Annotated in this window: 23 protein-coding genes; 2 read left to right on the top strand and 21 right to left on the bottom strand. The window is 68.7% G+C overall.

The features are described from left to right. Window positions 1–18 precede the first annotated feature (18 nt). The 13 genes from AzCIB_RS23230 to AzCIB_RS23175 all read right to left on the bottom strand — a co-directional run bounded on the left by AzCIB_RS23230 (window position 19) and on the right by AzCIB_RS23175 (window position 12,645). On the bottom strand, window positions 19–1,683 hold the full coding sequence (locus tag AzCIB_RS23230) for a hypothetical protein (protein ID WP_050418072.1): 1,665 nt from the start codon (window positions 1,681–1,683) through the stop codon (window positions 19–21). After that, complete coding sequence (locus AzCIB_RS23225; protein WP_050418071.1) at window positions 1,677–2,318, bottom strand: phage baseplate assembly protein V; 642 nt, start codon at window positions 2,316–2,318, stop codon at window positions 1,677–1,679. Before AzCIB_RS23225 ends, AzCIB_RS23230 begins: the two co-directional genes overlap by 7 nt. Next, window positions 2,315–3,364, bottom strand: a complete 1,050-nt coding sequence (locus AzCIB_RS23220) for a phage late control D family protein (protein ID WP_232299302.1) — start codon at window positions 3,362–3,364, stop codon at window positions 2,315–2,317. Before AzCIB_RS23220 ends, AzCIB_RS23225 begins: the two co-directional genes overlap by 4 nt. Further along, entirely contained in the window at window positions 3,351–3,515 is a 165-nt protein-coding gene (locus AzCIB_RS24510; protein WP_018988770.1) for a hypothetical protein, read from the bottom strand. The genes AzCIB_RS23220 and AzCIB_RS24510 overlap by 14 nt, the downstream gene beginning before the upstream one ends. Continuing rightward, window positions 3,515–4,234: a CIS tube protein gene (locus tag AzCIB_RS23215; protein ID WP_050418070.1), complete on the bottom strand. Its 720-nt coding sequence runs from the start codon at window positions 4,232–4,234 to the stop codon at window positions 3,515–3,517. The genes AzCIB_RS24510 and AzCIB_RS23215 overlap by 1 nt, the downstream gene beginning before the upstream one ends. Before the next feature lie 11 nt (window positions 4,235–4,245). After that, window positions 4,246–4,710 (bottom strand): phage tail protein, encoded by a 465-nt coding sequence (locus AzCIB_RS23210; protein ID WP_050418069.1) that lies wholly within the window; start codon window positions 4,708–4,710, stop codon window positions 4,246–4,248. Beyond that, window positions 4,703–6,310: a hypothetical protein gene (locus AzCIB_RS23205; protein ID WP_050418068.1), complete on the bottom strand. Its 1,608-nt coding sequence runs from the start codon at window positions 6,308–6,310 to the stop codon at window positions 4,703–4,705. The genes AzCIB_RS23210 and AzCIB_RS23205 overlap by 8 nt, the downstream gene beginning before the upstream one ends. Window positions 6,311–6,314: 4 nt before the next feature. Continuing rightward, the gene (locus AzCIB_RS23200; protein ID WP_050418067.1) at window positions 6,315–6,773 is read right to left on the bottom strand and encodes a phage tail protein; all 459 of its coding nucleotides are present in this window, start codon (window positions 6,771–6,773) and stop codon (window positions 6,315–6,317) included. Between the two features lie 19 nt (window positions 6,774–6,792). Continuing rightward, window positions 6,793–8,973, bottom strand: a complete 2,181-nt coding sequence (locus tag AzCIB_RS23195) for a phage tail sheath family protein (RefSeq protein ID WP_050418066.1) — start codon at window positions 8,971–8,973, stop codon at window positions 6,793–6,795. 30 nt (window positions 8,974–9,003) lie between these two features. Beyond that, window positions 9,004–9,771, bottom strand: coding sequence for a hypothetical protein (locus AzCIB_RS23190; RefSeq protein WP_050418065.1), 768 nt, complete (start codon window positions 9,769–9,771; stop codon window positions 9,004–9,006). Beyond that, entirely contained in the window at window positions 9,768–10,364 is a 597-nt protein-coding gene (locus AzCIB_RS23185) for a Pvc16 family protein (protein ID WP_050418064.1), read from the bottom strand. Before AzCIB_RS23185 ends, AzCIB_RS23190 begins: the two co-directional genes overlap by 4 nt. 272 nt (window positions 10,365–10,636) lie before the next feature. Further along, on the bottom strand, window positions 10,637–11,359 hold the full coding sequence (locus AzCIB_RS23180) for a uracil-DNA glycosylase family protein (RefSeq protein WP_050418063.1): 723 nt from the start codon (window positions 11,357–11,359) through the stop codon (window positions 10,637–10,639). 17 nt (window positions 11,360–11,376) lie between these two features. After that, the gene (locus AzCIB_RS23175; RefSeq protein WP_050418062.1) at window positions 11,377–12,645 is read right to left on the bottom strand and encodes an AmpG family muropeptide MFS transporter; all 1,269 of its coding nucleotides are present in this window, start codon (window positions 12,643–12,645) and stop codon (window positions 11,377–11,379) included. Window positions 12,646–12,885: 240 nt separating this feature from the next. Here AzCIB_RS23175 and AzCIB_RS23170 point away from each other — a divergent pair, with 240 nt between their 5' ends. Continuing rightward, complete coding sequence (locus AzCIB_RS23170; protein ID WP_050418061.1) at window positions 12,886–13,203, top strand: hypothetical protein; 318 nt, start codon at window positions 12,886–12,888, stop codon at window positions 13,201–13,203. Window positions 13,204–13,266: 63 nt separating this feature from the next. Here the strand turns inward: AzCIB_RS23170 and metW are convergent, their stop codons facing one another. From metW to AzCIB_RS23135, 7 genes are all read right to left on the bottom strand, one after another. Next, a complete protein-coding gene (gene metW, locus AzCIB_RS23165; RefSeq protein WP_050418060.1) occupies window positions 13,267–13,854 on the bottom strand; it encodes a methionine biosynthesis protein MetW in 588 nt (195 codons plus the stop codon). A gap of 2 nt (window positions 13,855–13,856) precedes the next feature. After that, window positions 13,857–14,984 carry a homoserine O-succinyltransferase MetX gene (metX, locus tag AzCIB_RS23160; protein WP_050418059.1) on the bottom strand — a complete coding sequence of 376 codons (1,128 nt, stop codon included), beginning with the start codon at window positions 14,982–14,984 and terminating at the stop codon, window positions 13,857–13,859. 167 nt (window positions 14,985–15,151) lie between these two features. Then, window positions 15,152–16,882, bottom strand: a complete 1,731-nt coding sequence (gene ptsP / locus AzCIB_RS23155; RefSeq protein WP_050418058.1) for a phosphoenolpyruvate--protein phosphotransferase — start codon at window positions 16,880–16,882, stop codon at window positions 15,152–15,154. A 4-nt stretch (window positions 16,883–16,886) separates the two neighbouring features. Further along, window positions 16,887–17,156 carry an HPr family phosphocarrier protein gene (locus AzCIB_RS23150; protein ID WP_050418057.1) on the bottom strand — a complete coding sequence of 90 codons (270 nt, stop codon included), beginning with the start codon at window positions 17,154–17,156 and terminating at the stop codon, window positions 16,887–16,889. 7 nt (window positions 17,157–17,163) lie between these two features. After that, the gene (locus AzCIB_RS23145) at window positions 17,164–17,547 is read right to left on the bottom strand and encodes a PTS sugar transporter subunit IIA (protein ID WP_050418056.1); all 384 of its coding nucleotides are present in this window, start codon (window positions 17,545–17,547) and stop codon (window positions 17,164–17,166) included. A gap of 108 nt (window positions 17,548–17,655) precedes the next feature. Continuing rightward, on the bottom strand, window positions 17,656–18,165 hold the full coding sequence (locus AzCIB_RS23140; RefSeq protein WP_157058551.1) for a hypothetical protein: 510 nt from the start codon (window positions 18,163–18,165) through the stop codon (window positions 17,656–17,658). A gap of 161 nt (window positions 18,166–18,326) precedes the next feature. Beyond that, window positions 18,327–19,952: an ABC-F family ATPase gene (locus AzCIB_RS23135; RefSeq protein WP_050418054.1), complete on the bottom strand. Its 1,626-nt coding sequence runs from the start codon at window positions 19,950–19,952 to the stop codon at window positions 18,327–18,329. Between the two features lie 300 nt (window positions 19,953–20,252). Between AzCIB_RS23135 and AzCIB_RS23130 the strand changes: the two genes are divergently transcribed. Then, window positions 20,253–21,929 (top strand): sensor domain-containing diguanylate cyclase, encoded by a 1,677-nt coding sequence (locus tag AzCIB_RS23130; protein ID WP_050418053.1) that lies wholly within the window; start codon window positions 20,253–20,255, stop codon window positions 21,927–21,929. A 39-nt stretch (window positions 21,930–21,968) separates the two neighbouring features. On the opposite strand, the gene trhP is transcribed toward AzCIB_RS23130, so the two are convergent. Further along, on the bottom strand, window positions 21,969–23,324 hold the full coding sequence (gene trhP / locus AzCIB_RS23125; RefSeq protein WP_050418052.1) for a prephenate-dependent tRNA uridine(34) hydroxylase TrhP: 1,356 nt from the start codon (window positions 23,322–23,324) through the stop codon (window positions 21,969–21,971). Between the last annotated feature and the right edge of the window lie 112 nt (window positions 23,325–23,436).

Raw genomic sequence — 23,436 nt, 5'->3', positions numbered from 1 at the left:
CGTTCTCCTATTTCCCTCTCATTTGCCTTTCAGCGCCTTCAGGCACAACCGCGGCAGCGCCATGAAGACCCACGGCAGCCAGCCGAGGAAGAGGTTGAGCATGTTGATCACGACCATCAGCATCAGCATCGCGCACAGCGTGATCGCCGGCAGGCTGAAGCTGAAGCTCCAGCACGCGCCGCAGTTGTTGCCCGGGCCGTCGCCCTTCATGTCGATGCCCGGGCTGATCTTTCTCAGCACGTCGGCGAGCGACTTCGGTGCGAGCATCGCGACGCCGCGCGGCAGGCCGCGTTTCAGGTCGTCGAGCGACGGTAGGACCACGGTGGTCGGGCGCTGCGCCTCGGGGTCGAAGGGCGAGGCGACGCGGAACACGCGGCTCGCCGGCCCCCACGCGACGCGCTCGCAGCCGCAGTCGTCGAGCCAGCGCACGAAGGGCACGGCGACGAAGCGGTCGCCGTCGGTCTGGCCGAAGCGCGGCAGCGGCAGGCCGTCGTCGAAGCGCACCTGCGCCCGCGCCATCCGCAGCGCGACGAGGCTGCGCAGGTCCGCGGCCTGCTGCTCGCTGATGAACAAGCGGTCGTTGCGCGTGCCGCCGAAGCCGTCGGGCAGGGCGACCGCGCCCGCGATCGCCTCGCGGCGCACGATGCGCGCGAAGAGCTCGACCAGCGCGGGCGCGCTGCGGTCCAGCCAGGCGAGCACCGTCTCGCCGGATACCGGCACGAGCTGCGGCAACTCCCCGCCGTCCACGATGCGCCACTCCAGCGCGTGGAAGCGGATCTGGCCGAGCAGCGTGCGCAGTCCGGCGCTGTCCAGGTCGGCCGCATCATCGACCCGGAACTGCGCGACCAGCGCCTGCAGCAGCTCGATGAAGCCGACTGTCGCGATGCCGTTCGCCATCACCAGGCCGTCGCTGTCGCTCCACGCTTTCGCGCCGCGAGTGCCCAGCGGCCAGGCCTGTTCGAGACCGAAGTCCGGTACCTCGGTGCCGTTCGCCTGTGGCAGCGGCGTGTCCGCGGTTTCGCGCGCAGTACCGCCGAGCGGCAGGTAGCCCCACAGCAGCGTATGGCTGCGTTCGATCCCGCGCGCTTCGCGGCGGCGCACGAGCAGCGGGTGCAGCGGCACGACCTCCTCGCCGGAATAGGGCGGCTCCGGGAAGCGCGGCGGCAGCAGCCCGCGCGCGGTCAGGCGGCGCACGTCGTCGGGGTCGTGGTCCGGGATCTCGCCGCTGCGCCAGCCGAGCGGCTGGCCGTCGGCGACCATCCAGCGCTGCGGCGTGCCGTCGGCGGGCACGCGGCGCACGACCATGCCGGCCGACAGGATCTTCTTCGGGTCGAAGGCGGGCGCGCCCGGCGCCACGCACTGCACCTCGCCGCACACGAGGTAGAAGCTGCGATGCATCGGCAGGCGCAGCGTCGGCTCGTCCTTGAAGCGGCCGAAGCGGTCCGCGCGGTACCACGCCTGCGCGGCGGTGCCGGTGAGGCGGCCGGCGTGCGCGTCGTTGAGGAAGCGGGCGACGAAGTCCTCGTCGAAGTAGCGATGCAGCGTCAGCCCGTCGCCGTCGCCGGCGAAGAAGGGGGCGGTGACACGCGGCTGGTGTGCGAGCGCCGGCCCGGCGGATTTCGGCGCGCGCATCGGCCGCTCGGCGAGGAGCGCGCCGTCCAGGGTTCGGGTGAGCGTCACCATATGTTCCCCGCCCCCGGCGTGTAGCTCGACGAGATCACCGCATTGCTGATCAGCGTGTCGCACTGCACGACCCCGGAAAACTTGCTCATGCCGGCATCGACCTTGACCATGCCCGCCGACACCGTGACCTGCGCCGCCTCGATCTTCACGACGCCCGAGCCGGTGATCTTGATGTTGCCCGGCGACATCTCGACCTTCTCGCCGCCCTGCTCGATCGTGACCTTGCCGCCGCCCTGGTCGGTGATCGTCAGACTGTTGCCCGCGGGCGTCTCGATCTTCACCTTGGGTTCCTGGTCGTCGAGCAATACCTTGATGCCGGCCGGGCTCTGCACGAAGTAGCGCTCCTCGACCGGGCGCGCGTCGGCCGGCTGGCTGCTGCCGCCGCTCCACACCGCGCCGAGCACGATCGGCAGGTCCGGGCTGATGAAGGCGACCACGACCTGCTCATTCTGGCGCGGCAGCAGGCTCACGCCGTATCCGCTGCCGGCGCTGGGCACCATCACCGCGGCCCACACCTCCAGCCCGGTCGCCGGCAGGCGCAGCTTCACGCGGCCGCGGTTGTCCGGGTCGGCGTTGTCGAGCACGACGCCCAGATGCAGATCCTGCAGCGGGCCGGGGCTGTGGCGTCCGCTCATGGGTTCCAGTCCGGTCGTTCGACGCGCAGCCGTGTGGACAGGCCCTGCGCGTTGTCGAAGTGATGCCAGCAGTCGGCGATGCGGTAGCGCCCGGCGAGCCGCGGCGAAACCCCGGCGAGCTCGACCTCGCGCCCGACGCCCAGTTCGGGCGTGCCGGTGCACACGATCTCGCCGTGCAGAAAGCGCTGCGCGTCGCGGCGGAAGGCCCCCTGCGCGAGCGATTCGGCTTCCGCCTGCGAGCGCGGGAAGGGGTGCGGGCGCGGCGAGCGGCCGTCCCAGCCGAGTTCCGCGAGTGTGGCCGCCGCGGTGCGCCCGCCCGGTGCCGGTGCGAGCGACGTACTGCTACCGCTCGCGGCGGCATCCGAGGCGAGGTTGTAGCCGTCCGCGAGCACCTCGCGCGGCTGGCGGTTGAGGTCGGCGATGATGCGGATGCGCAGCGCATTGGCGCCGGAGTCGAGGCGCACCGGGTTCGCGTCCGCCTCCTCGGGGCGCGCGCGCAGCCGTCCCCCCTGCATGCGCAGCGGAATGTCGTGCGGCCCGAGCACGCGTAGCAGGAAGGCGAGGTGGCTCTCGTTGTGCTGAAGCCAGTCCGCGCTGCCGGCAGCGACGCTGACATCGGCCTGCAGGCCCGCGTCGTTCGCGATCTCGCGCACGACGTCGGCGAGGCCCTTGTTCTCGAACACCCTGCTCGCGCGGCTGCGGGCGAGCTTGTGCAGCGGATCCTCGGCGAGGATCACGAGCTGCGGCGCGCCGTCGCCGTAGCGCTCCTCTATCGCCGTGACATCACCCGAAAACACCGCGCTCTCGGCCGTCTCGCCGAGCAGGAACTCGATGCGGCTGCCCAGGCGCAGGTCCTGGAACGGATAGCCCGGTTCGCCGCCATCTGCGGGACCCCAGTTGATCACCCGCAGCTCCGCGCTCGCCATGCCGCTCGCCGGCAGATGCACCGACAGTGCCGCCGCCGCCTCGCCCAGCGCGGGACGGTCGCTGCCATCCACGCGCACGCGCGGACGGGCGCTGACGATGGCAGGGCTAGTCGATGGCAAGGCGCGCCTCCCGCTCACGGGTCACGGTCAGCAGATCGAGCAGCGTCTCGCCGGGCCGGCCTTCGGGCGGGCGCGGCTCGGCGCCGGCGGTCTGCGCCGGGTTCGGCTCGGGCTGGACTTCGGCGACGAGTTCGTCGATCACGATGGGCATCAGCGGCCTCCGGTGGGAATCAGCAGCGTGCCGAGCGAAGTGAAGCGCGGGTTGTCGAGGCGGTTCGCGTCGGCGACGCCGCGCCAGTCGCGCGGGTTCTGCCCGGCCGCCTGGGCGGCGCTGGCGGCATCCTGGCCGTCACCGCCGGGCGCGAAGGCGGGGCGCGGACGCTCGGCCGCCTGCACCGAGGGGTCCAGCGCGAACTGGTAGCGGTCCTCCTTGAAGGTCAGCGCCAGCGTCGCGCGCAGCGGGATGCCCTCGGGCGCGAAGAAGTCCAGCGTCTCCGAGTAGCTCGACAGCATCCCGGTGAACTGGAAGCTGCCCCACTGGAAGCGGCAGCGCTTGGGCGCCTTGGGCTTCTTCGACTCGGCGTCCTGCGGCTTCATGAAGGCTTCCGCGATGCGCTTCGTGAGTGTGCGCACGTCGGTGTTCGCACTGAGCGTCTCCCGGTCCTCGCGGCTGTCCGAGCCGAGCGTCGCGGCGATGCTGGTGTCGAACACCAGCTCCACGGCGAGCGTCGATTCGCTCTTGTCGACGTACTGCGCTGCCGCGCCGCTGCCCCCGCTGCCGCCCTTGTTGTCGGCCTTCAGCGTGTTCGACAGCGTCACGCGCAGCGTCGCCGGGTTGAACTGCACGTCGATGTGCTTGGACTCGTCGGTCTCGACCTGGTCCCCGTTCATCGGGATCAGCTTGGCGCGGGCGATCTGCATGGCGGGCATCGTTATCTCCCTCAGCCGCGCTCGAGTTCCAGGCCTTCATGCACCAGCTGCAGCTCCTCGATCGCCACCTGGCTGGCGGTGGAGGACAGGTCCGGCCCCTTGAACTTGGTCGGCAGCGCGTTGGTGATGCGCCAGCGCAGCAGCGGCTTGTCCGGATCCTCGGGGTGGAACACGTCGATCGTGCCGCTCATGCGCAGCGCGTAGTTCGACTGGCGCGTGCTCATGTCGAACCAGCTCCACAGGTCGGCGAGCTCGGTGATGCCGCGCTTGAGGATGATGGGCGCGAAGGTCGTCGGGCCCGCGAGTTGCACCTCGCCCCAGTTGCGCCCGCCTTCCTTGAGCGCCTTGGGCGCCATCGTCGCCTCCAGGCCCGACACCTCGCTGAAGGCGCCGCGGCACAGCAGGTTGCCGCCCTCGCCGTCGTACAGCGCGACGCGGAAGCGGAAGGGGATGAATTCGCGCGGCGCGTCAGCCATCGACGGCCTCGATGCGGGTCTGCGTCACGGCGACGTGGCGGTCGTGCAGGAAGGTCAGGCGCAGCCGGTCGATCGGGTAGGCCGGCGCGATCTCGATCTCGAACGCGATCGTCGATTCGGCGGCCGGAATCTCGCGGATGCGGTAGGCACTCTCGGGCCGCGCGCCGCGCAGCGCCCCGGCTTCGTGCAGACGTTCGAAGAAGGCGCGCAACGCGAGTTCCGGGCGCGGGTCGCGCGGATCGGCGTCGAACACCAGCTGCTCGCCCAGGGCCTGCAGCCCGCGCCGCAGCCAGCCCATGAAGCGCATCACCTCGGCCGAACGCCAGTGCTCCTGCGCGCGCTGCGCCGCGCTCATGCGGCGGAGGTCCGCGGCCGGCAGGCAGGGCGCGCACAGCGCCTCGTCGTCGACCTGCAGCTTGCCCCCGCGCGTCAGCAGCACCGTCACGCCGGGCACTTCGCGCAGCGCGGTGGCCTGCTGCTGCGTCACCGGCGGCCACGGCAGCGCCGCGCCGGGCAGCGGGCGGCCGGCGATCGAGCGCCACACCCCGTGGCGTTGCGACACGCGCGCCTGCATGCCGGCGACCAACCCGCTGGGGGATGCGAGGGGGTGCTCCTCGCTGCGCAGGTAGGGCCACAAGAGCTGCAGGTGACGCAGTTTCTCGGCAAGCTCGGCGTGCGGCGCTACCGTCGCCCCGCCGCCGGCTTCGCTGCCAATCTCACCGGCGATGCGCGCGATGTGTTCGATGAACTCGCGCGACGGCGCCGGCAGCTCGTCCTTCGGGCGCTGGTCCAGCGGCAGCGTCAGCAGGCACTGCATGTCCGGGCGCAGGCGCGCCAGCGTGCGCAGGATCGGCGGCACGATGTCGATCGGATCGAGCGACGCCTCCACGGGAGGCATCTCTTGGGAGCGGCGACGCTCGCGGTGCGTGTCGTCGATTTCGGTGCCGCAGGGCAGGAACACCGCCTCGGGGTTTTCCAGCCGCACGCGCGGGATGTCGGGCAGGGCACGCGGCACCATCAGGCGTTCGAGGTCGGGCAGCGCGAGAATGCCCGCGCGCTCGATCAACAGCGCGCGCTCGAAGGCGCCCAGTGCCGACGGTTCGATCAGTGTTGCGTTCGGTTGCGGCAGGAAGGCGCGCACGCCGTCGGATTCGGGCACGCGGATGATCCACAGCGTGCGCGTGTCGCCGAAGCCCCGGTCGTTGCCGGCGAAGAAGTCCTGCACCGCCGCCGGCAGCCAGGCCGCGCGACCGGCCAGCGCGCTGCGGTAGGCGCCGTCGAAGTCGAAGGCCTGCGGAAACAGCGCCTGGAAGTAACCCAGCGAACGGATCGGGATCGGCAGCCGGTACAGCGCGAACAGCGCCCCGTCGCCGGGCTCGGCCTCGCTCGCGCCCTCGTCGAGCGCGCGCAGGCGCTCGACCTCCGCCGTGAAGCCCAGCGCCGCGATCTCTGCGAGCACCGCGAGGTCGCGCGCGAGCCGCTTCCACTCGGCGCTGCCGTCGAAGGACGGGCAGTGGCCGATCATCACGACCTCGACCGGCGCGAGCCGCCGCGAAGCGGGGCGTGCGTCCAGTTCGATGCGCTTGTCGGCGAGCAGCACGGTCTTACTCCTGCTCGATCGTCTCGACGGAGAGCACCAGCTCCTCGATCGCAACGTCGCCGCCGCCCTTCGCGGTCAGCGTCGGCCCGGTCCACTTGATCGGCATCGCGCCGCGCAGCTTCCAGCTCACGACGGTGTCGGCGCGGTCCTCGGACTGCAGCTTCACGACGATGTCGCGCTTGGCCTCCGAGAGCTTGCCGGTGCGCCCCTTCTCCAGCCACTCGTAGAGGTTCTGCGCGCCGATCACGCCGCGCTTCAGGGTCACGTCACCCGCCTTGTGGATGCCCGGCACCTTGCGCACGTAGTTCACGCGGTCGTTGCCGGCGCGGTACTCCGCGACCGTGACCTCGGCGTTGAGGCCCGACACCTCGGAGAAGCCCGCCCGCACCTCGCTGCCCTGGCCCGGTTCGAGATCGACCAGGAAGTTGAACGCCGAATAGGGTGTTTCACGAAAGATGGCCATGATTCAGTTCTCCACGGGGTCAGGCGTCGGCTGTCTTCTGGCCGATGCGGAAGATCACGAACTCGGCGGGCTTCAGCGCCGCCACGCCCACGAGGCACACCATGCGGCCGTTGTCGATGTCGTTCTGCGTCATCGTCGAGCGGTCGCAGCGCACGAAGTAGGCCTCCTTCGGCGTGCCGCCCAGCAGGCGCCCGTTGCGCCACTCGGTGAACAGGAAGTCCTCGACGCTGGTGCGGATGTTGGCCCACAGCGCCTCGCCGTTCGGTTCGAACACCGCCCACTGCGTGGATTTCTCGATCGAGCGTTCCAGGTACAGGAAGTAGCGCCGCACGTTCACGTACTTCCACTCTGGGTCGCTCGACAGCGTGCGCCCGCCCCACACGCGGTGGCCGCGGCCGGCGAAGGAGCGCAGGCAGTTGATGCCGTTGGGGTTGAGGAGCTCCTGCTGGAAGGCGTTGATCTGCTGCTCGAAGCGCAGCGCCCCCATCACGATCTCGTTCGCCGGCGCCTTGTGCACGCCGCGATCGACGTCGGTGCGCGCATACACGCCGGCGATGAAGCCCGCGGGCGGCACCGCGAGGTCGCGCCGCGTGCCGGTCGGGTCGGGAATCACCACCCACGGGTGGTACAGCGCCAGGCGCGTGTCGTCGAACTGGCCGGCGAAGGCACGCACCTCGCTGATGCTCTGGCCGAAGCGCGAATCGACGATGCCGACGCGGTAGCGCATGCGCCGGCAGTGTTTCTGCACCTCCATCACGACGCCCGTGTGCACGTCCTCGTCGGACTCGGCCGCGGCCGGCGTCATCACGATCGATACGTCTTCGACCCCTTCGAGCGCCTTCAGGCCGGTGCTGCCCTTGATCTCGTCGGTCTCGCCGGCATAGTCGGTCGAGCTCGGCTCGGCGCCGTCGCTGCCGCCCGACAGCGCGATCAGGTAGCGCGGCTCGTCGAGCGAGCTCGCGCCGGGGTTGAGCGCCGCCGCGTCGCACATCGCGACGAGCGCCTTCTGGATGTCGTCGCCGGTCGCGCCGTCGGCGAGCACGCAGGCGATCGGCGAACTCAGCGCCTCCGCGCGGCGCTCGGGGTTCGCCGGCAGCGCTGCCGCGAGGCTCGTCGCGCCGGTCGGCGCCGTGCTCAGGCCCGCGTAGGTGCGGATCACTTCGCCGTCCTTGCCGCCGTTGCGCACGTCGATGTCGAAGCTGCGCAGCACGATCATCGAGCGCGCCGCGCCCGGCTTGGCCGCGAGCGCGGCGAGCGGCAGCGTGATCGGATTCGCGACGCCGGGGTTGAGCGTCGTGTCACCGGTCACCGTGAAGGTCTCGCCGGCCGCGTCCAGCGTGCCGCGCAGCACCTTCAGGTCGCCCCAGTTCACGCCGCCGGTGTAAGCCGCGAGGTTCGTCACGTCCGCGAGCTGCAACTCGGCCGAGGTCCCTGCCGCGAGCGCCCCGGAGGCCGGCGGACGCACGAAGATGCGCGTCAGGCGGGCGTTCGCCGGCAGCTCGGCCGGTTTCAGCGCGGTCAGCTGGCCCGCGGCGACCGGCGCCGGATTGTCCGGGTCGGCCATCGACACGATCTCGGCGCGATTGCTCTGGATCGCGAGGTTCGCGCCGTCGAGCTTCACCACCGCCTTCACGTCGACGGGGAAGGCCCCATTCGCGATCGCGCCGGTCGCCTTTGCCGCCACCGCCACGCCGGTCGCCTCGAGGAAGTACAGGCTTTCGCCCGTCGCGGTCTTCGGCGTCTCGCTGCGCAGCAGGTTCTCGCTGTCGCGCCAGCGCAGTTCCAGCGTGTAATCGCCCATCTTGCCGGGGAAACGGCTGAAGAACTGCACGTCGCCCGCGCCGTCGGTTTTCGACGCCGCGTTCGGCCACTTGCCGTCATCGTCCGGCCCGAGCGCATTCACGCCCGCCACGACACGGGCGACGAAGAGCTGCTTGCCGCCGTTGTCGAAGAAGGCCCGCGCCGCATGCGCGGAATAGTTCGGCACGCCGACACCCCCTTCGCCGATCGCGAGATCCTGCGCGTCGCCGAAGACGCGCTCGAAATCCGCGTAGCTCGTCATCACCTCGGGCACGCCGCGCAGCGGCCCGCTGCGGGTCGGCCCGACCAGCGCCGCGACGCTCGTACCGACGCCTTCGATCGACTTGTTGCGGAAACTCGTCTCTTCGACGAAGACACCAGGTGCAAGGTACTCGGGCATGTCGCTTCTCCTTCGGGCGCGTGGTGCGGTTCAGGAAAACCGCAGGACGAGGGCATCCCGTCCCGGGCTGGCAAGGGTGGCGATGCGCCCCGGCGCAATGTCCACCTTGAGTTCGGTCTTGAACGCCGCATTGCCGCTGCCGGTGCCGCGCACGCGCGCCTCGGGCAGCGAGTCGGGATTCATGTCGCCGGCTGCGGCGCGCAGCTTCAGCGTCGCGAGATAGGTTGTCGCCGGCGCGTCTTTCGTCAGCGCCGGAAGCCGCTCCAGCGACAGGCGGAATTCGCCGTGCGCGTCGCTCTGCGCGACGAAGTCGAGCGGCGCCGCGAGCGGCGGGGTCACGCGCAGCTCCAGCAGCGTCCACGGCACCGGCGTACCGTCTTCCAGCACCGTGCGCCCGTAGAGTCCGCCGGCGCTGCCGAAGCGTGTGCCCAGGGGCGAGCGGAACAAGCGCAGGCGGTGCCCCGCGCGCTGGCCCGCGTCGAAGGCAAAGCGCCGCGGCAGGAAGATCCCGGCCCGATCGCGCACCTCGCCGGCAACGGCAAACAGCGCCTCGTCCGGCGGCACCAGATCGGCGGGCATCGCCTCGCCATCGATCACCAGGCACAAGCCTTCCGGCTCGCGCCGCCACAGCGTCGTGCCGGCCGACTTGTGGATCAGCTTGAGATCGGACGGCGCCTGCGTGAGGCGCACATCCAGCGCCTGTGCCGGCACCGCGCGCCGCGGCACCGCCTGCACGCCGCTCGCGTCGAGCCACTCGACGAAGTCGCTCGCATGCAGCACCAGCGTCTCGACGATCACTGCCCGGTCCCGCTGCGGTCGTCCATCGGGAACACCAGCGTGCGCACCGGCGGCCCCTCGGCCGGGTCGATGTCCGGCCCGAGGCGCACGGTCTTGATCAGGTAGGGCGCCGACAACCGGTAGTCGCCCGGCAGGCTGTCCCACAGGCGCATCAGGTCCTCGGTGCTCATCTCCTCGGGCATCACCTGCACGCTGTCCTCGGCGCCCCACGCCGGGTCCGCGAGGCTCACGTCGGCGCTCGTCAGCGGCAGCCCGCCGCCGATGATCTGGATCGCCGCGGCGAGATAGCCGATCTCCTCCTCGGTATGCGTGCACCACGCGATCAGCAGCAGGTGCAGGTTTACCGGCAGTTCCGGGCGCGGCGCGCGGCGGCCTTCGGCCGCCGGCAGGTGGCGGTTGCGGCTGAAGGGGTCAACCGAGACGCGGTGCAGGTACAGCCCGAGCGTGTTCGTGTTCGGCTGCGGGCTGCCGGCCAGCGTCTGCGAGCCGAGGATCTCGACCTGCGGGTTGCCGCCCAGGCGCGCCGCCATGCGGATCGCAAGGCGTTCGCGCAATGCCTGCAGAACCGACAGAATGCCGAGATGCGACGCCACCGTATCCTCCCCCTCTGAAGCATGAGCTTGCGAGACAGCGTTGCGACGGGCCGATCGCAGACCCTATGAAAATCGGGTTTTCTTGCGAACGGGTTATCAAAATGTCACATCGGGAGGAGGCGGCGCAAACCGGAGATGCAACAAATAGTTGCGCCTGACCGTGGCGTATGGAGGGGAATACCGTACCTGCAGTAGGGGATTGTTACGGGCGTTTCGGTCGGGCGCGAGGCACCCGCGGGACGGTCTTGCGGGCCGCGCGTCGCCGATTCTCGTTACCAGATTCCGAGTTCGGCCAGCTGCCGGCTCGCCGCCTCCGACCAGCCGCGGTTCGCCGCCGGGCTCGCGGGGCTGGGGTGCAGCACGCGGCCGATGCGCAGCTGGCGCCCGTCCAGCGCCGTAGTCGCACGGGCTTCCGCCCAGGCGCCGATGCCGATCACCCAGTCGGGCGCAAGTGCGTCGATCATGCGGCGCAGGTGCTCGTCGCAGGCCGCGAGCAGCGGCTGAGCTTCGGCCGCCGGCAGCTTGTCCGGCGTCAGGTTGCGGCCGCCGTCGAAGAAGGCCAGCGGGCAGTAGTTGGCGACGAAATGCTCCGCGGAAAAGGCCTCGGCGGTGCCGAAGCGCTCGCGGAACAGGCCCCACAGGCGTCGTCCGCTCACTTCCGAGCGTGCGCAGTCGAAGCCTTCGACCGGGCGCTTGGGATTCTCCACCGCCGGCTTGCCGACCGGCCCCGCGAGCCCCAGCCAGTCGCGCACCGCGTCGATCTCGCCGAAGGGCACGCCGGTCTGCGCCATGCCGAAGGGGCCCGGATTCATGCCCAGGAACACGATGCGCTTGCGGCCTGCCGCATAACGGCGCAGGTAGTCCTCGTGGATCGCCCACGCATAATCGAGAGGGTTGTAGACGTGGCTCACCGGTGCGGCGAAGCGCATCGCGTCCAGGGTGCCCGACAGCGCGCGCGCCGCGGCGATCAGGGAATCGGCAGTAGTCGTGGTCATCGTTGCAGAAAGAGGATTCAGGCGCGTCCGGGCGCCGCCGCGATCGCCTTCGCCTCGCCGTTCCACGGCGCGACGCGGATCAACAGCAGCATCCCCGGTAGCGCGAGGAAGAAGCACAGCCAGAAAAAGTCGTACCAGCCCATGCGCTCGACCAACCAGCCGGCCGACGCGTTGATGAAGGTGCGCGGCACCGCCATCAGGCTTGTGAAAAGCGCCAGCTGGGTCGCCGTGTAGGCGGGATGCGTCGTGCGCGCCATGTAGGCGACGAAGGCCGTCGTGCCCAGCCCGACGCCCGCCGCCTCGGCCGAGATCACGATCGCCAGCGCGGTTAGGCGTGCCGCGTCCGAAGGGGCCGTCCCCAGCCACGCCAGCCATACGAAACCGAGGATGCTCGCGACCTGCACCACGCCGAACAGCCACAGCGCACGGTTGATGCCCAGCTTCACCATCCAGATCCCGCCGAGGATGCCGCCGATCACCGACGGCCACAGGCCCGCGTTCTTCGCGATCAGGCCGATCTCGGTCTTGGTGAAGCCCATGTCGAGGTAGAACGGCGTCGCCAGCGCCGTGCACAGCGAATCGCCGAGCTTGTAGAAGAAGATGAAGGTCAGCACCAGCAGCGCCGACTGCAGCCCGTGGCGGCCGAAGAACTCGCGGAAAGGCTCGACCACCGCGTCGCGCAGCGTGCGCGGCGCGCCGGCCGCGATCGCCGGCTCCTTCACCATCAGCGTCATCGCGACCCCCGGCAGCATGAACAGCGCCGTGATCACGAACACCTCGCTCCACGGCAGGCGGTCGGCGAGGATCAGCGCCAGCGAGCCCGGCACCAGCCCGGCGATGCGGTAGGCGTTCACGTGCATCGCGTTGCCCAGCCCCAGCTCCAGCTCGGGCAGGAGCTCTCGGCGGAAGGCATCCAGCGCGATGTCCTGCGTCGCCGACAGGAAGGCGAGCACCGCGGTCAGCGCGACCACCAGCTTCAGGTTTTCGGTCGGCGACAGCTGCCCCAGCCAGGCGATGGCCCCGACCAGCCCCAGCTGCGACACCAGCATCCAGCTGCGCCGCCGCCCCAGCCACGGCAGGATGCCGAAGCGGTCCAGCAGCGGCGCCCACACGAACTTCCACGTGTAGGGGAACTGGATCAGCGCGAACGCCCCGATCGCCTTCAGCGACAGCCCCTCGGTCTTCAGCCACGCCGGCACCAGGTTCAGCAGCAGGTACAGCGGCAGGCCCGACGTGAAGCCGGTGAAGATGCAGATCAGCATCCGGCGGTTGAGCAGGGCGTCCATCCAGGCAGGACGGGAAGATGTCGGGCCGGCGGGGGGCGGAGCGGAGGGAATGGACGACACGGGATGCTTTCGGCGAGGGTTCGGCGCATTATCCCAGATTGCCGCAACCGGCGCCGACACCGCAGCAGCGGCTTACATTCCGGCCCCGCGGGGCCTTGTCCCGGCGCGGGCTTGCCTGCCTGCGCGACTCGCCCGAGAATGCGCGTTCAACAGCTAAACCAATAAGGAGAGGAGATAGGGATGACGCAGCACATCAACGTGGTTTTCGGCGCCGAGCGCGAATACGAGACGATCGTGTCCGACGCCGACGCCGCCAGTCTCGCGAAGGACCAGGCGCGTGCCTGGTTGTCGGGCGAGTTCGAACGGCTCGAATGCACGCCGTCGAACCCGATGGGCAAGATCCTGGTGCTCGACATGGTCCTCAACGTCGCCAAGTACGGCGGTGAGGATCGTTTCAAGGAGCGCGGAGACTGGGCCAAGCAGTTCGCCGTCGCGACCGCCGTCGCATTGGGCCGCCCGACCGTGCGCGTCGACGTCACGAACTTCGTCGTCGGCTAGGGCGCCACGCCCCGATGAAAAAGGCCCGCTGCGTGCGGGCCTTGTCGTCTCTGCGGGCTGGCCTCAGGCGCCGCGGCCGAGCCGGTACACCGCCACGCTCGCAAGGAAGTTCGCCTCGTCGAGGATCAGCTTGCCCTCGTCGAAGGCGAGGCGCTCGCGCACTGCGATGCCGTTCATCTCGCACAGCGCATCGAAGTCCGAGATCGTGAAGAAGCGCACGTTGGGCGTGTTGAACCACTGGTGCGGCAGGCTCTCCGACACCGGCATGCGGCCGTTGAGGATGCTCTGGCGGTGGCGCCAGTAGCCGAAGTTCGGGAAGCTCACGACCGCCTCGCGCGCAACGCGCAGCATCTCGACGAGGATGCCCTGCGTGTTGTGCATCGCCTGCAGCGACAGGCTCATGATCACGTGGTCGAAGAAGCCGTCCTCGATCCCCGCGAGCCCCTTCTCCATGTCCATCTGGATCACGTTCACGCCGTTGCGCGTGCACGCGAGCAGCTTGTCCGGGTCGTTCTCGACGCCGTAACCCTGAACCTGACGCACCTCCCCAAGATGCTTCAGGAGGCTGCCGTCGCCGCAGCCGAGGTCGAGCACCTTCTCCCCCGGCGCGATCCACTGGGTGATGACTTCGTAGTCGTAACGGTAGGACATGGCTAAACCTTGATGCGGTCGAAGTAGGCGGTCAGCAGCGCGTGGTACTGCGCTTCGTCGAGCAGGAAGGAATCGTGCCCCGCGTCGCTCTCGATCTCCGCGTAGCTCACGTTGCGCTGGTTGTGCAGTAGCGCATAGACGATCTCGCGGCTCCTCGCGGGCGAGAAGCGCCAGTCGGTGCTGAAAGACACGACGAGGAAGTCGGCCGTCGCGCGCGCCAGCGCCGCCGGCAGGTTGCCGCCGTGCTCGAAGGCCGGGTCGAAGTAATCGAGCGCCTTGGTCGCCAGCAGGTAGGTGTTCGCGTCGAAGAAACCCGCGAACTTGTCGCCCTGGTAGCGCAGGTAGGACTCGATCTCGAACTCCACGTCGTAGCTGTAGATCGCCTTGCCGTGGCGCAGGCTGCGTCCGAACTTGTCGCCCATCGCGTCATCGGACAGATAGGTGATGTGGCCCACCATGCGCGCGAGCTTCAGGCCGCGCGTCGGCACGACGCCGTGCGCGTAGTAGTGACCGCCGTAGAACTCCGGATCCGACAGGATCGCCTGACGCGCGACCTCGTTGAACGCGATGTTCTGCGCCGTGAGCTTGGGCGCCGACGCGATCACCACCGCGTTGGCGACGCGCTCCGGGTACTGCAGCGACCACGACAGGGCCTGCATGCCACCCAGGCTGCCGCCGACGATCGCGGCGAAGCGGGCGATGCCCAGCCGGTCGGCGAGCCGCGCCTGCGCCGCGACCCAGTCCTCGACCGTCACGAAGGGGAAATCCGCGCCCCACGGCTGGCCGGTCGCCGGGTTGATCGAGATCGGGCCGGTCGAGCCGTGGCAACCGCCGAGGTTGTTCACGCCGATGACGAAGAACTTGCGCGTGTCGAGCGGCTTGCCGGGGCCGACGAGGTTGTCCCACCAGCCGGCGTTGTTCGGCGCGTCGGCATAGTGGCCGGCGACGTGGTGCGATCCCGACAGCGCGTGGCACACCAGCACCGCATTGCTGCGGTCCGCGTTCAGTTCGCCGTAGGTCTCGTAGACCAGCTCGTATTCGGGCAGCGTGCCCCCGCTGCGCAGCGGCAGCGGCTCGGCGAAGTGCGCCCGTTGCGGGACGACGACTCCGACGGATTGGGGTTGGATCATGGCCGTATTCTTGTAAACGAAAAAACCCAGCCGGCTTGGAAAACGCGGACTGGGTCGCCCTCGCTTTAGCCGGATTTATTGAGCGCCCGCAAGCTGTGGTTCAAATCGGCGCTAAGACTTAAAACTATCGCGGGCCGGATCAATTGTCAAACGCCCGCGGTCACGGCTCAACTTGCGAGCCGCATCACCGCTTCCCGCACCTTGGACTGCTCGTCCATCTTCAGGATGCGCTGCACGCGCGGTGCCAGTTCGTTGAGGTCGGCGCGCAGCACCTGCTGCTTGATCTCGAGGATGTGACCCGGGTGCATCGAGAAGTTGCGCAGCCCCATGCCCAGCAGCAGCAGCGTATAGGCCGGGTCGCCCGCCATCTCGCCGCACACCGACACCGGCAGGCCGAAGCGCGCGCCCGCCTGGATCGTGCCGGCAATCAGCTTCAGCACCGCCGGGTGCAGCGGGTCGTAGAGATGCACGACCGCCTCGTCGGAACGGTCGATCGCGAGCGTGTACTGGATCAGGTCGTTCGTGCCGATCGACAGGAAAGACAGGCGGCGGATGAACATCCCGAGCGCCAGCGCCGCCGCCGGCACCTCGATCATTCCGCCGATCTCCACGCGCGGGTCGTACTTCAGGCCCTCCGCGTCGAGCTCCGCCTTCGCCTTCGCGATCAACTGCAGCGACTGGTCGATCTCGTGCGCATGCGCGAGCATCGGGATCATGATGCGCAGCTGGCCATGCACCGAGGCGCGCAGCAGCGCACGCAACTGCGTCATGAACATCTGCGGCTCGGCCAGCGAATAGCGGATCGCGCGCAGCCCCAGCGCCGGATTCGGCTCGAAGCGCGCGCTCACGCCGTTCAGCGCCTTGTCGGCACCGACGTCGAAAGTGCGGATCGTCACCGGCTTGCCCTGCAGCGACTTCAGCACCGTGCGGTAAGCCTCGTACTGCTCGTCCTCGTCGGGCAGCGAGTCGCGGCCCAAGAACAGGAACTCGGTGCGGTACAGGCCCACGCCGTCGGCGTTGACGGCCTTCACCTGGTTCAGGTCCTTCGGCCCCTCGATGTTCGCCAGCAGGTTAACGTCCTCGCCGTCGAGCGTCGTCGCGCGCGTGTCCTTCAGGCGGTTGAGCTTCGAGCGCTCCAGCTCCAGCTCGCTGCGGCGCAGGCGGTATTCCTCGACGATGCGCTCGTCGGGCGAGACGATCACGACGCCGCGCGTGCCGTCGATGATCAGCAGCTCGTCTTCTTCGACCAGCTGGCGGATATGGTGCAGGCCGACCACGGCCGGGATGCGCAGGCTGCGCGCGACGATCGCCGTATGGCTCGTCGGGCCGCCGACGTCGGTCACGAAGCCGCCGATGTTGTGGTCGCGGAAGCCGATCGTGTCCGCCGGCGACAGGTCATGCGCGACGATGATCGTGCCCAGCCCGTCGCGGCGTTTCGGCGGCAGGTGGCCGGGGTGGCCCAGCAGCACCTTCACGATGCGCTCGACCACCTGCACGACGTCAGCCTTGCGCTCGCGCAGGTAAGGATCCTCGATCTGGTCGAACTGCTCGACCACGAGCTCCATCTGCTGCACCAGCGCCCACTCGGCATTGCAGCGCCGCTCGGAGATCAGAACGCGCGCGGCCTCGACCAGCATCGGGTCGGCCAGCATCATCAGCTGCAGGTCGACGAAGGCGCCCACCTCGCTGTGCGGCTGGCCGGCCGTCGCGGCGGCCTTCAGCCCCACCAGCTCGCCCTGCACGGTGGCGACCGCCTCGTTCAGACGCTCCACTTCCTCGGGCAGGTATCTCGCCGCGACGTGGTAGTGGTTCACCTCCAGCATCGCGTGCGACACCAGATGCACATGGCCGATCGCGATGCCCTGGGAGACGGGGAGCCCGTGGATCGTGAAGGGCATCGGGCTATTCCCCTTCGCCGAAATGGTCGGCGATGAGGGCGAGGACCGCCTCCAGCGCCTTGTCCTCGTCCTGGCCGGCGGTCTCGATCGTGATCGTCGCGCCGCGTGCGGCGGCGAGCATCATGACGCCCATGATGCTCTTCGCATTGACGCGGCGCCCGTTGCGCTCGAGCCAGATGTCGGCCCCGAAGCTGCTCGCGAGCTGCGTCAGTTTGGCCGACGCGCGCGCATGCAGGCCCAGTTTGTTGATGATCTCGGCTTCCGCTCTCGGCATGTCTCTCTCACTTCATGTGCAGCACGCCCTCGCAGCCGCCGGTGATGGCGCGCTCGACGAGCGTGTTCATGTCTCTTTCCCGGTAGGTCAGCACCCGCAGCAGCATCGGCAGGTTCACGCCGGCGATGCCTTCGACGCGCCCCGGCTCCAGCAGTTTGCGTGCGACGTTCGCCGGCGTGGCGCCGTAGATATCCGTGAGTATCACGACGCCATGCCCCTTGTCGACCGTCGCGAGCAGCCGGCGTGCCTCCGGCAATATGTCGAGCGGATCGTCCTGGCCGGACAGGCCGAGCTGGATGACGTTGTCGGGGCGTTTGTTCAGCACATGGCAGGCGCACTGGATCAGCGCCTCGCCGAGCGTGCCGTGGGTGATGAGGAAAATGCCGATCATGGTCGCCGACGCCCTTGGGGTGTCGTCGATTGTAGCCGACTCGGCGTGGATGGCCGTGGTGTGCGACGCGCCGGCGCGGGACGCCCGGTCCGCCGGCCGTTCGGGTCGCTACATGTTGTGGCAGGTGATGCACAGCAGGCGGTCGCCGCCTGCGCCGCGCACGTAGTCGGCAGTGTGCTGAGGGTCGGCGGGCGTCAGGCCGTGCTCGATGTGACAGGACGCGCAGTCGATCACCCACGTGTCGGTGGTCGCGGTGCTCTTCGGCTTGCCCTTCGTGCGTGTCGTCGTGCCGGTGCCGGTCGTGGCGGACAGGACGCTGCTGCTGAACAACTGGACCTCGTCCGGGTCGGGCGCGCCGTTGCCGTTCACGTCAAAGAAAAGGATTCCCGTCGCGGTCGTGGTGGGCGGGAGGTTGTAGTCGGGGCGTATCGGGTAGTTCACCCGTACCGGATGATGCCCCGGATCGACGAAATATCCAGTGAGGTCGGGGGTGGCGCTGTCGACGTTGGTCGCGTAATGACAGGTGCGACAGTCCGTGTAGTCGGCACGCGCCGGCCCGGCGCCGTAAATCACCGTCGTTGCCGCCAGCAGCAAGGAAATGCCCCGTGTCGTAACCAAGACCAGCCGCCCATGAAAAAATCTCCCCGAGCGGGGATGTGAGCGGCCGAATATACCCGCGGGCTAGGCGGTGCGCAATAAATTATGCAAAACGAGTCAAATATAACTCGAATCGACTATGCGTTGGGGAATTTGACCCAGTTTTTGCTGGGTCGCGAGGCTTATTCCAGTCCCTGGCTGGCGAGATATTCCTCGTAGGTGCCGCGGTAATCGACGATGGTCCCGTCGAGCTTGATCTCGATGACGCGGGTTGCCAGCGAGGACACGAACTCGCGGTCGTGCGAGATGAACAGCAGCGTGCCGGCGAATTTCTCGAGACCGGTGTTGAGCGACTCGATCGATTCCATGTCGAGGTGGTTCGTCGGCTCGTCCATCAGCAGCACGTTGGGGCGCGACAGCATCAGCTTGCCGAATAGCATGCGGCCCTGTTCGCCGCCGGAGATCACCTTGACCGACTTGCGCACGTCGTCGCCGGAGAACAGCAGGCGGCCAAGGGTGCCGCGGATCAGTGTCTCGAGATCGCCGCCTTGCGAGTCCACGGTGACGCGCGCGTAGTCGGCGATCCATTCGGTCAGGCTGGTGTCGCTGGCGAAGTCGGCCGAATGGTCCTGCGCGTAATAGCCCGGCTTGGCCTTCTCGGCCCACTTCACGCCGCCTTTCTGCGGCTTGAGGTCGCCAAGCAGCAGCTTCATCAGGGTGGTCTTGCCGACGCCGTTCTCGCCGATGATTGCGACTTTCTCGCCCGCCTCGATGGCGATCGAGAACTTGTTGATCAGCGGCTTCTCCATGCCCTCGTAGGCGAAGGACAGGTTCTCGACTTCGCACGCGAGGCGGTGCAGCTTGTCCTTGTCGTCGTAGTCGAAGCGGATCCACGGGTACTGGCGGCTGGACGGCTTGACGTCCTCGGGCTTGAGCTTGTCGATCAGCTTCAGACGGCTGGTGGCCTGCTTGGCCTTGGACTTGTTGGCCGAGAAGCGGCGCACGAACTCCTGCAGGTCCTGGATCTTTTCCTTGGCGCGCGAGTTGGCGGCCTGCTGGCGCTGGCGCGCGAGCGTCGATGCTTCCATGTAGTCGTCGTAGTTGCCGGCGTACACGGTGATCGTGCCGTAGTCGAGGTCCGCCATGTGCGTACACACCTGGTTCAGGAAGTGACGGTCGTGCGAGATGATGACCATGGTGCTGTTGCGCTCGTTGAGCACGTCCTCGAGCCAGCGGATGGTGTTGATGTCGAGGTTGTTGGTCGGTTCGTCGAGCAGCAGGATGTCGGGGTTCGCGAACAGCGCCTGGCACAGCAGCACGCGCAGCTTCCAGCCCGGCGCGACGTTCTTCATCGGCCCGTTGTGCAGTTCCGTGCCGATGCCCACGCCCAGCAGCAGCTCGCCGGCGCGCGATTCGGCGGTATAGCCGTCGTATTCGGCGAACTTGCCTTCGAGCTCCGCCGCGTGCATGTAGTCTTCTTCAGTCGCCTCGGGGTTCGCGTAGATCGCGTCCTTCTCCGCCATGCAGGCCCACATTTCTGCGTGGCCCATCAGCACGACGTCGAGTACGCGCATGTCCTCGTAGCCGAACTGGTCCTGGCGCAGGTAGGCCATGCGCTCGTGCGGGTCCTTCGAGACGTTGCCGGCGCTCGATTCGAGCGCGCCGCACAGGATCTTCATGAAGGTTGACTTGCCCGCGCCGTTCGCGCCGATCAGGCCGTAGCGATTGCCTTCGCCGAACTTGACGGAGACATTCTCGAACAGGGGCTTGGCCCCGAACTGCATGGTGATGTTGGCGGCGACGAGCACGGAGAATCCTGATTTTCAGTTAAAACAAAGCTTTGCATTATAGCCCAGATGATGGCAGACCGCGCCGGAGGATCCGATCCGCTGCGGCCGAGGGGGCGCCGATGCGCCCGCGATACGCGATGGGGCGGGCGATCAGTTTGCGCAAATGCTCTACAAAATCAGTCTGATAGCTACGACCTTTGCCGTATATACGTCATAACGGGACAGGAATAGAGTGCACCTACCGGTACCCGATCCCTTTCCGGAGGCCGGCGAACGGGCGCTGTAACGGATCGGAGACCGCGGGTAGGGGAGGATATCGTGGATAGCGAGGAACGGCCGCAGCAGCGCAGAGGCGACAGTCCGCTGTACGCGGTTCTGCTTCTCGCGTGGATGTTGTTCAGCGTGTCGTTGTTCGCGCTGGTGCTGCGCGGCGCCTGGGAAGACATCCGCGCCGAGTTCCAGGCGGACGCCGAAGCGGACATCGAGCTGTTGCGCGACCGTCTGCGTACCAACGATGCCCTGCTGTCGGGTTTCGCTGCCTTTCTCGACGTGCTCGGGGCTCCGACGCAGGAGCAGATGGCCGGTTTTGCGAGCCGCCTGCTGGGCGACCATCCGCACATTTACATGCTCGAGGTGGTCGAGAAGGTGCCGGCGCGTGCGCGGGGGGACTTCGAACGGGCGCTTGCGGAGCGGGCCGGTCCGGGCGCCCGTATCGGCAGCTTCGGCTATCAGAACGGCAGGCAGTGGCAGGACGTGCCGGAGAAGGCGGCCTATTTCCCGGTCAGCTTCCTGTGGCCGCAAACGCCCGAGTCCTTGCCGGTGCTCGGCCTCGATCTCGATTCGGTGCCGCACTTGCGCGAAACCCTTCGGCGCGCCGAGGCGAGCCAGGGGGCGGTATCCACGCGGCCGTTCGCGCTGATCGAGGGGCCTTTGGCCTACGTGGTGATGCAGCGCACCGACACGGCGCCCTCGCTCCTGCGGGCGCCGGGGGCGGAGCAGCGCTACGCGCTGCTGGTCGTGAAAGCCGATTCACTGGTCCCCGGCCGCCGCAGCGCGCGTACTGCCCACGTCCTGCGCATGCTGGGAGAGGCGGGGCCGCATGATCCGCCGCTCTACGCGATGCTGGCAACGCAGCCGGCGAGTGAGCTGGAGCGCCGCCTGCTGCCGAAGTTCACCCTGAACGTGGAGGATGTCAGCACCTCGCAGCCGGTGCGACTGACGGTGACCCGCCAGCTGCGCTTCCTGGACATCCGCAGCGAGCCCCTGCTGCTGGCGATCGGCCTCGCCGGCGCCACGCTCGTCGTGTTGGTGCTGTACTTGCGCCGCCACCGTGCGGCGGTTGCGCGCGAGCACGAGCGCCTGCAGTGCGCGACCCACAGTGCGCTGCACGACCCGCTGACCGGGCTGCCCAACCGGCGCCTGTTCTACGATCGCGTTGGACAGGCGAGCGCGCACTGGCGGCGTACCGGCGAGGGGTTCGCGCTGTTCTTCGTCGATCTCGACCGTTTCAAGGAAGTGAATGACAGTTATGGCCACGACGTCGGCGACGCGGTGCTGGGCACGGTTGCCGCGCGCATGCGCGGCAGCGTGCGCGAGACCGATACGGTCGCACGCATTGCGGGGGACGAGTTCGTCGTGCTCCTGCCCGGCGTGACGGAGCAGGCGGCCGCGGAGCCGGTCGCGTTGAAGCTGCTCGCCGCCGTGGCGCAGCCGGTCGAGCTGCGCCACGGACTGGTGCTGCAGCTCACTGCCAGCTTGGGGGTGAGCGTGTGCCCCGAGCACGGCAGCGAGCCGGAGGAGCTGATCCGTCACGCGGATGCGGCGATGTACGGCGAGAAGCGGGCGGGGCGTGCCGGTTCGGACGGTGCGTCGTCCGGGGCGGAGGAGCGCGCGACCGCGCGGTCGCCGCGCCTGCGCATCGTCCGCAAGTTCGTGCGCGGGCAGGGTGGCGCCGTCATGCCGGGCGGCCGGAAGAAGGTCTCGCCCGGCGCTTAGATTCGGTGACACACGCCCGCGCGCGGCGCGCGGGGCACTTCAGAGCAGGCGGGCGACGAAGCACGGCGCGTCGGCCTGCGCACCCGCGGGTAGCGGCAGGCGTACGCGGCGGCCGGCACCGGGGATGCGGGCGAGCGCTTCGCCGTCGAGGCTTTCGAGCCGTTCGAGCGCGGCGACGATGTTGCCCTGCGGCTGGACGAACTCCAGCTGGTCGCCGATGCCGAAACCGTTCTTCACCTCGACTTCCGCGAGACCGCTGGCGGGATCCACGCCCAGCACTTCGCCGACGAACAGGCTGCGCCCCGATTCGGAGTGGCCGCGCAGGTAGTTCTGGTGTTCCGGGGTGTGGTGGCGCTGGTAGAAGCCGTCGGTGTAACCGCGATTCGCGAGGCCTTCGAGCTCGCCGAGCAGACGCATGTCGAAGGGGCGGCCGGCCGCCGCGTCGTCGATCGCGCGGCGGTAGCCCTGGCTCGCGCGCGCGACGTAGTAGGGGCTCTTGGTGCGGCCTTCGATCTTCAAGGAGTCGATGCCGATCGCGACGAGGCGTTCGACGTGCTCGACCGCGCGCAGGTCCCGGGAGTTGAGGATGTAGGTGCCGTGCTCGTCTTCCTCGATGGGCATCAGCTGGCCGGGGCGGGTGCCTTCCTCGAGGAGGTACACGCGCGAGGCCGATTCGTGACGCGCGCCGCCGCCGAGTGCGGTGGCGGTCGTGTCCGCAGCGCCCTTGGCGCTGGCATGCAGGTCGCCCGAGCCGTCCTCGTTCGCTTCATGCACCTTGTAGTCCCAGCGGCAGGAGTTCGTGCAGGTGCCCTGGTTGGGGTCGCGGTGATTGAAGTAGCCCGACAGCAGGCAGCGGCCGGAATAGGCGACGCACAGCGCGCCGTGCACGAAGACTTCCAGCTCCATGTCGGGGCAAGCCTGGCGGATGTCCTCGATCTCGTCGAGCGACAGTTCGCGCGACAGGATGATGCGCTTGATGCCGACGGACTGCCAGAAGCGCACCGCGGCGTAGTTCGTCGTGTTGGCCTGCACCGACAGATGCACCTCGACCTCAGGCCAGCGCTCGCGCACCATCATGATGAGGCCGGGGTCGGCCATGATCAGCGCGTCGGGCTTGAGCGCGATCACCGGTTCCATGTCGGCGACGAAGCTGCGCACCTTGCTGTTGTGCGGGTAGATGTTGCTGACGAGGTAGAAGGCCTTGCCCGCGGCGTGCGCCTCGTCAATGCCGGTCGCGAGCGCGTCGAGCTTGTCGAAGCTGTTGTTGCGCACGCGCAGCGAGTAGCGCGGCTGGCCGGCGTAGACCGCGTCGGCACCGTAGGCGAAGGCGGTGCGCATCATCTGCAGGGAGCCGGCGGGGGCGAGGAGTTCGGGGGCGCGGGGGGAGGTCGTCATTGTTGTAGTGGGTTGCGTGCTGCCGGGGAAGCGCGCAAGGATAACCGGAAACGACTCCGGCGCCCGAAGGCGCCGGAGGGGGCAGCAATTGGCGGCATCGGAGCCGCCGTGC

Source organism: Azoarcus sp. CIB (genome assembly GCF_001190925.1).
Lineage (GTDB): Bacteria > Pseudomonadota > Gammaproteobacteria > Burkholderiales > Rhodocyclaceae > Aromatoleum.
Note: the sequence above shows the minus strand (reverse complement) of the source record. Positions and strands in the feature narration are given on the sequence as shown.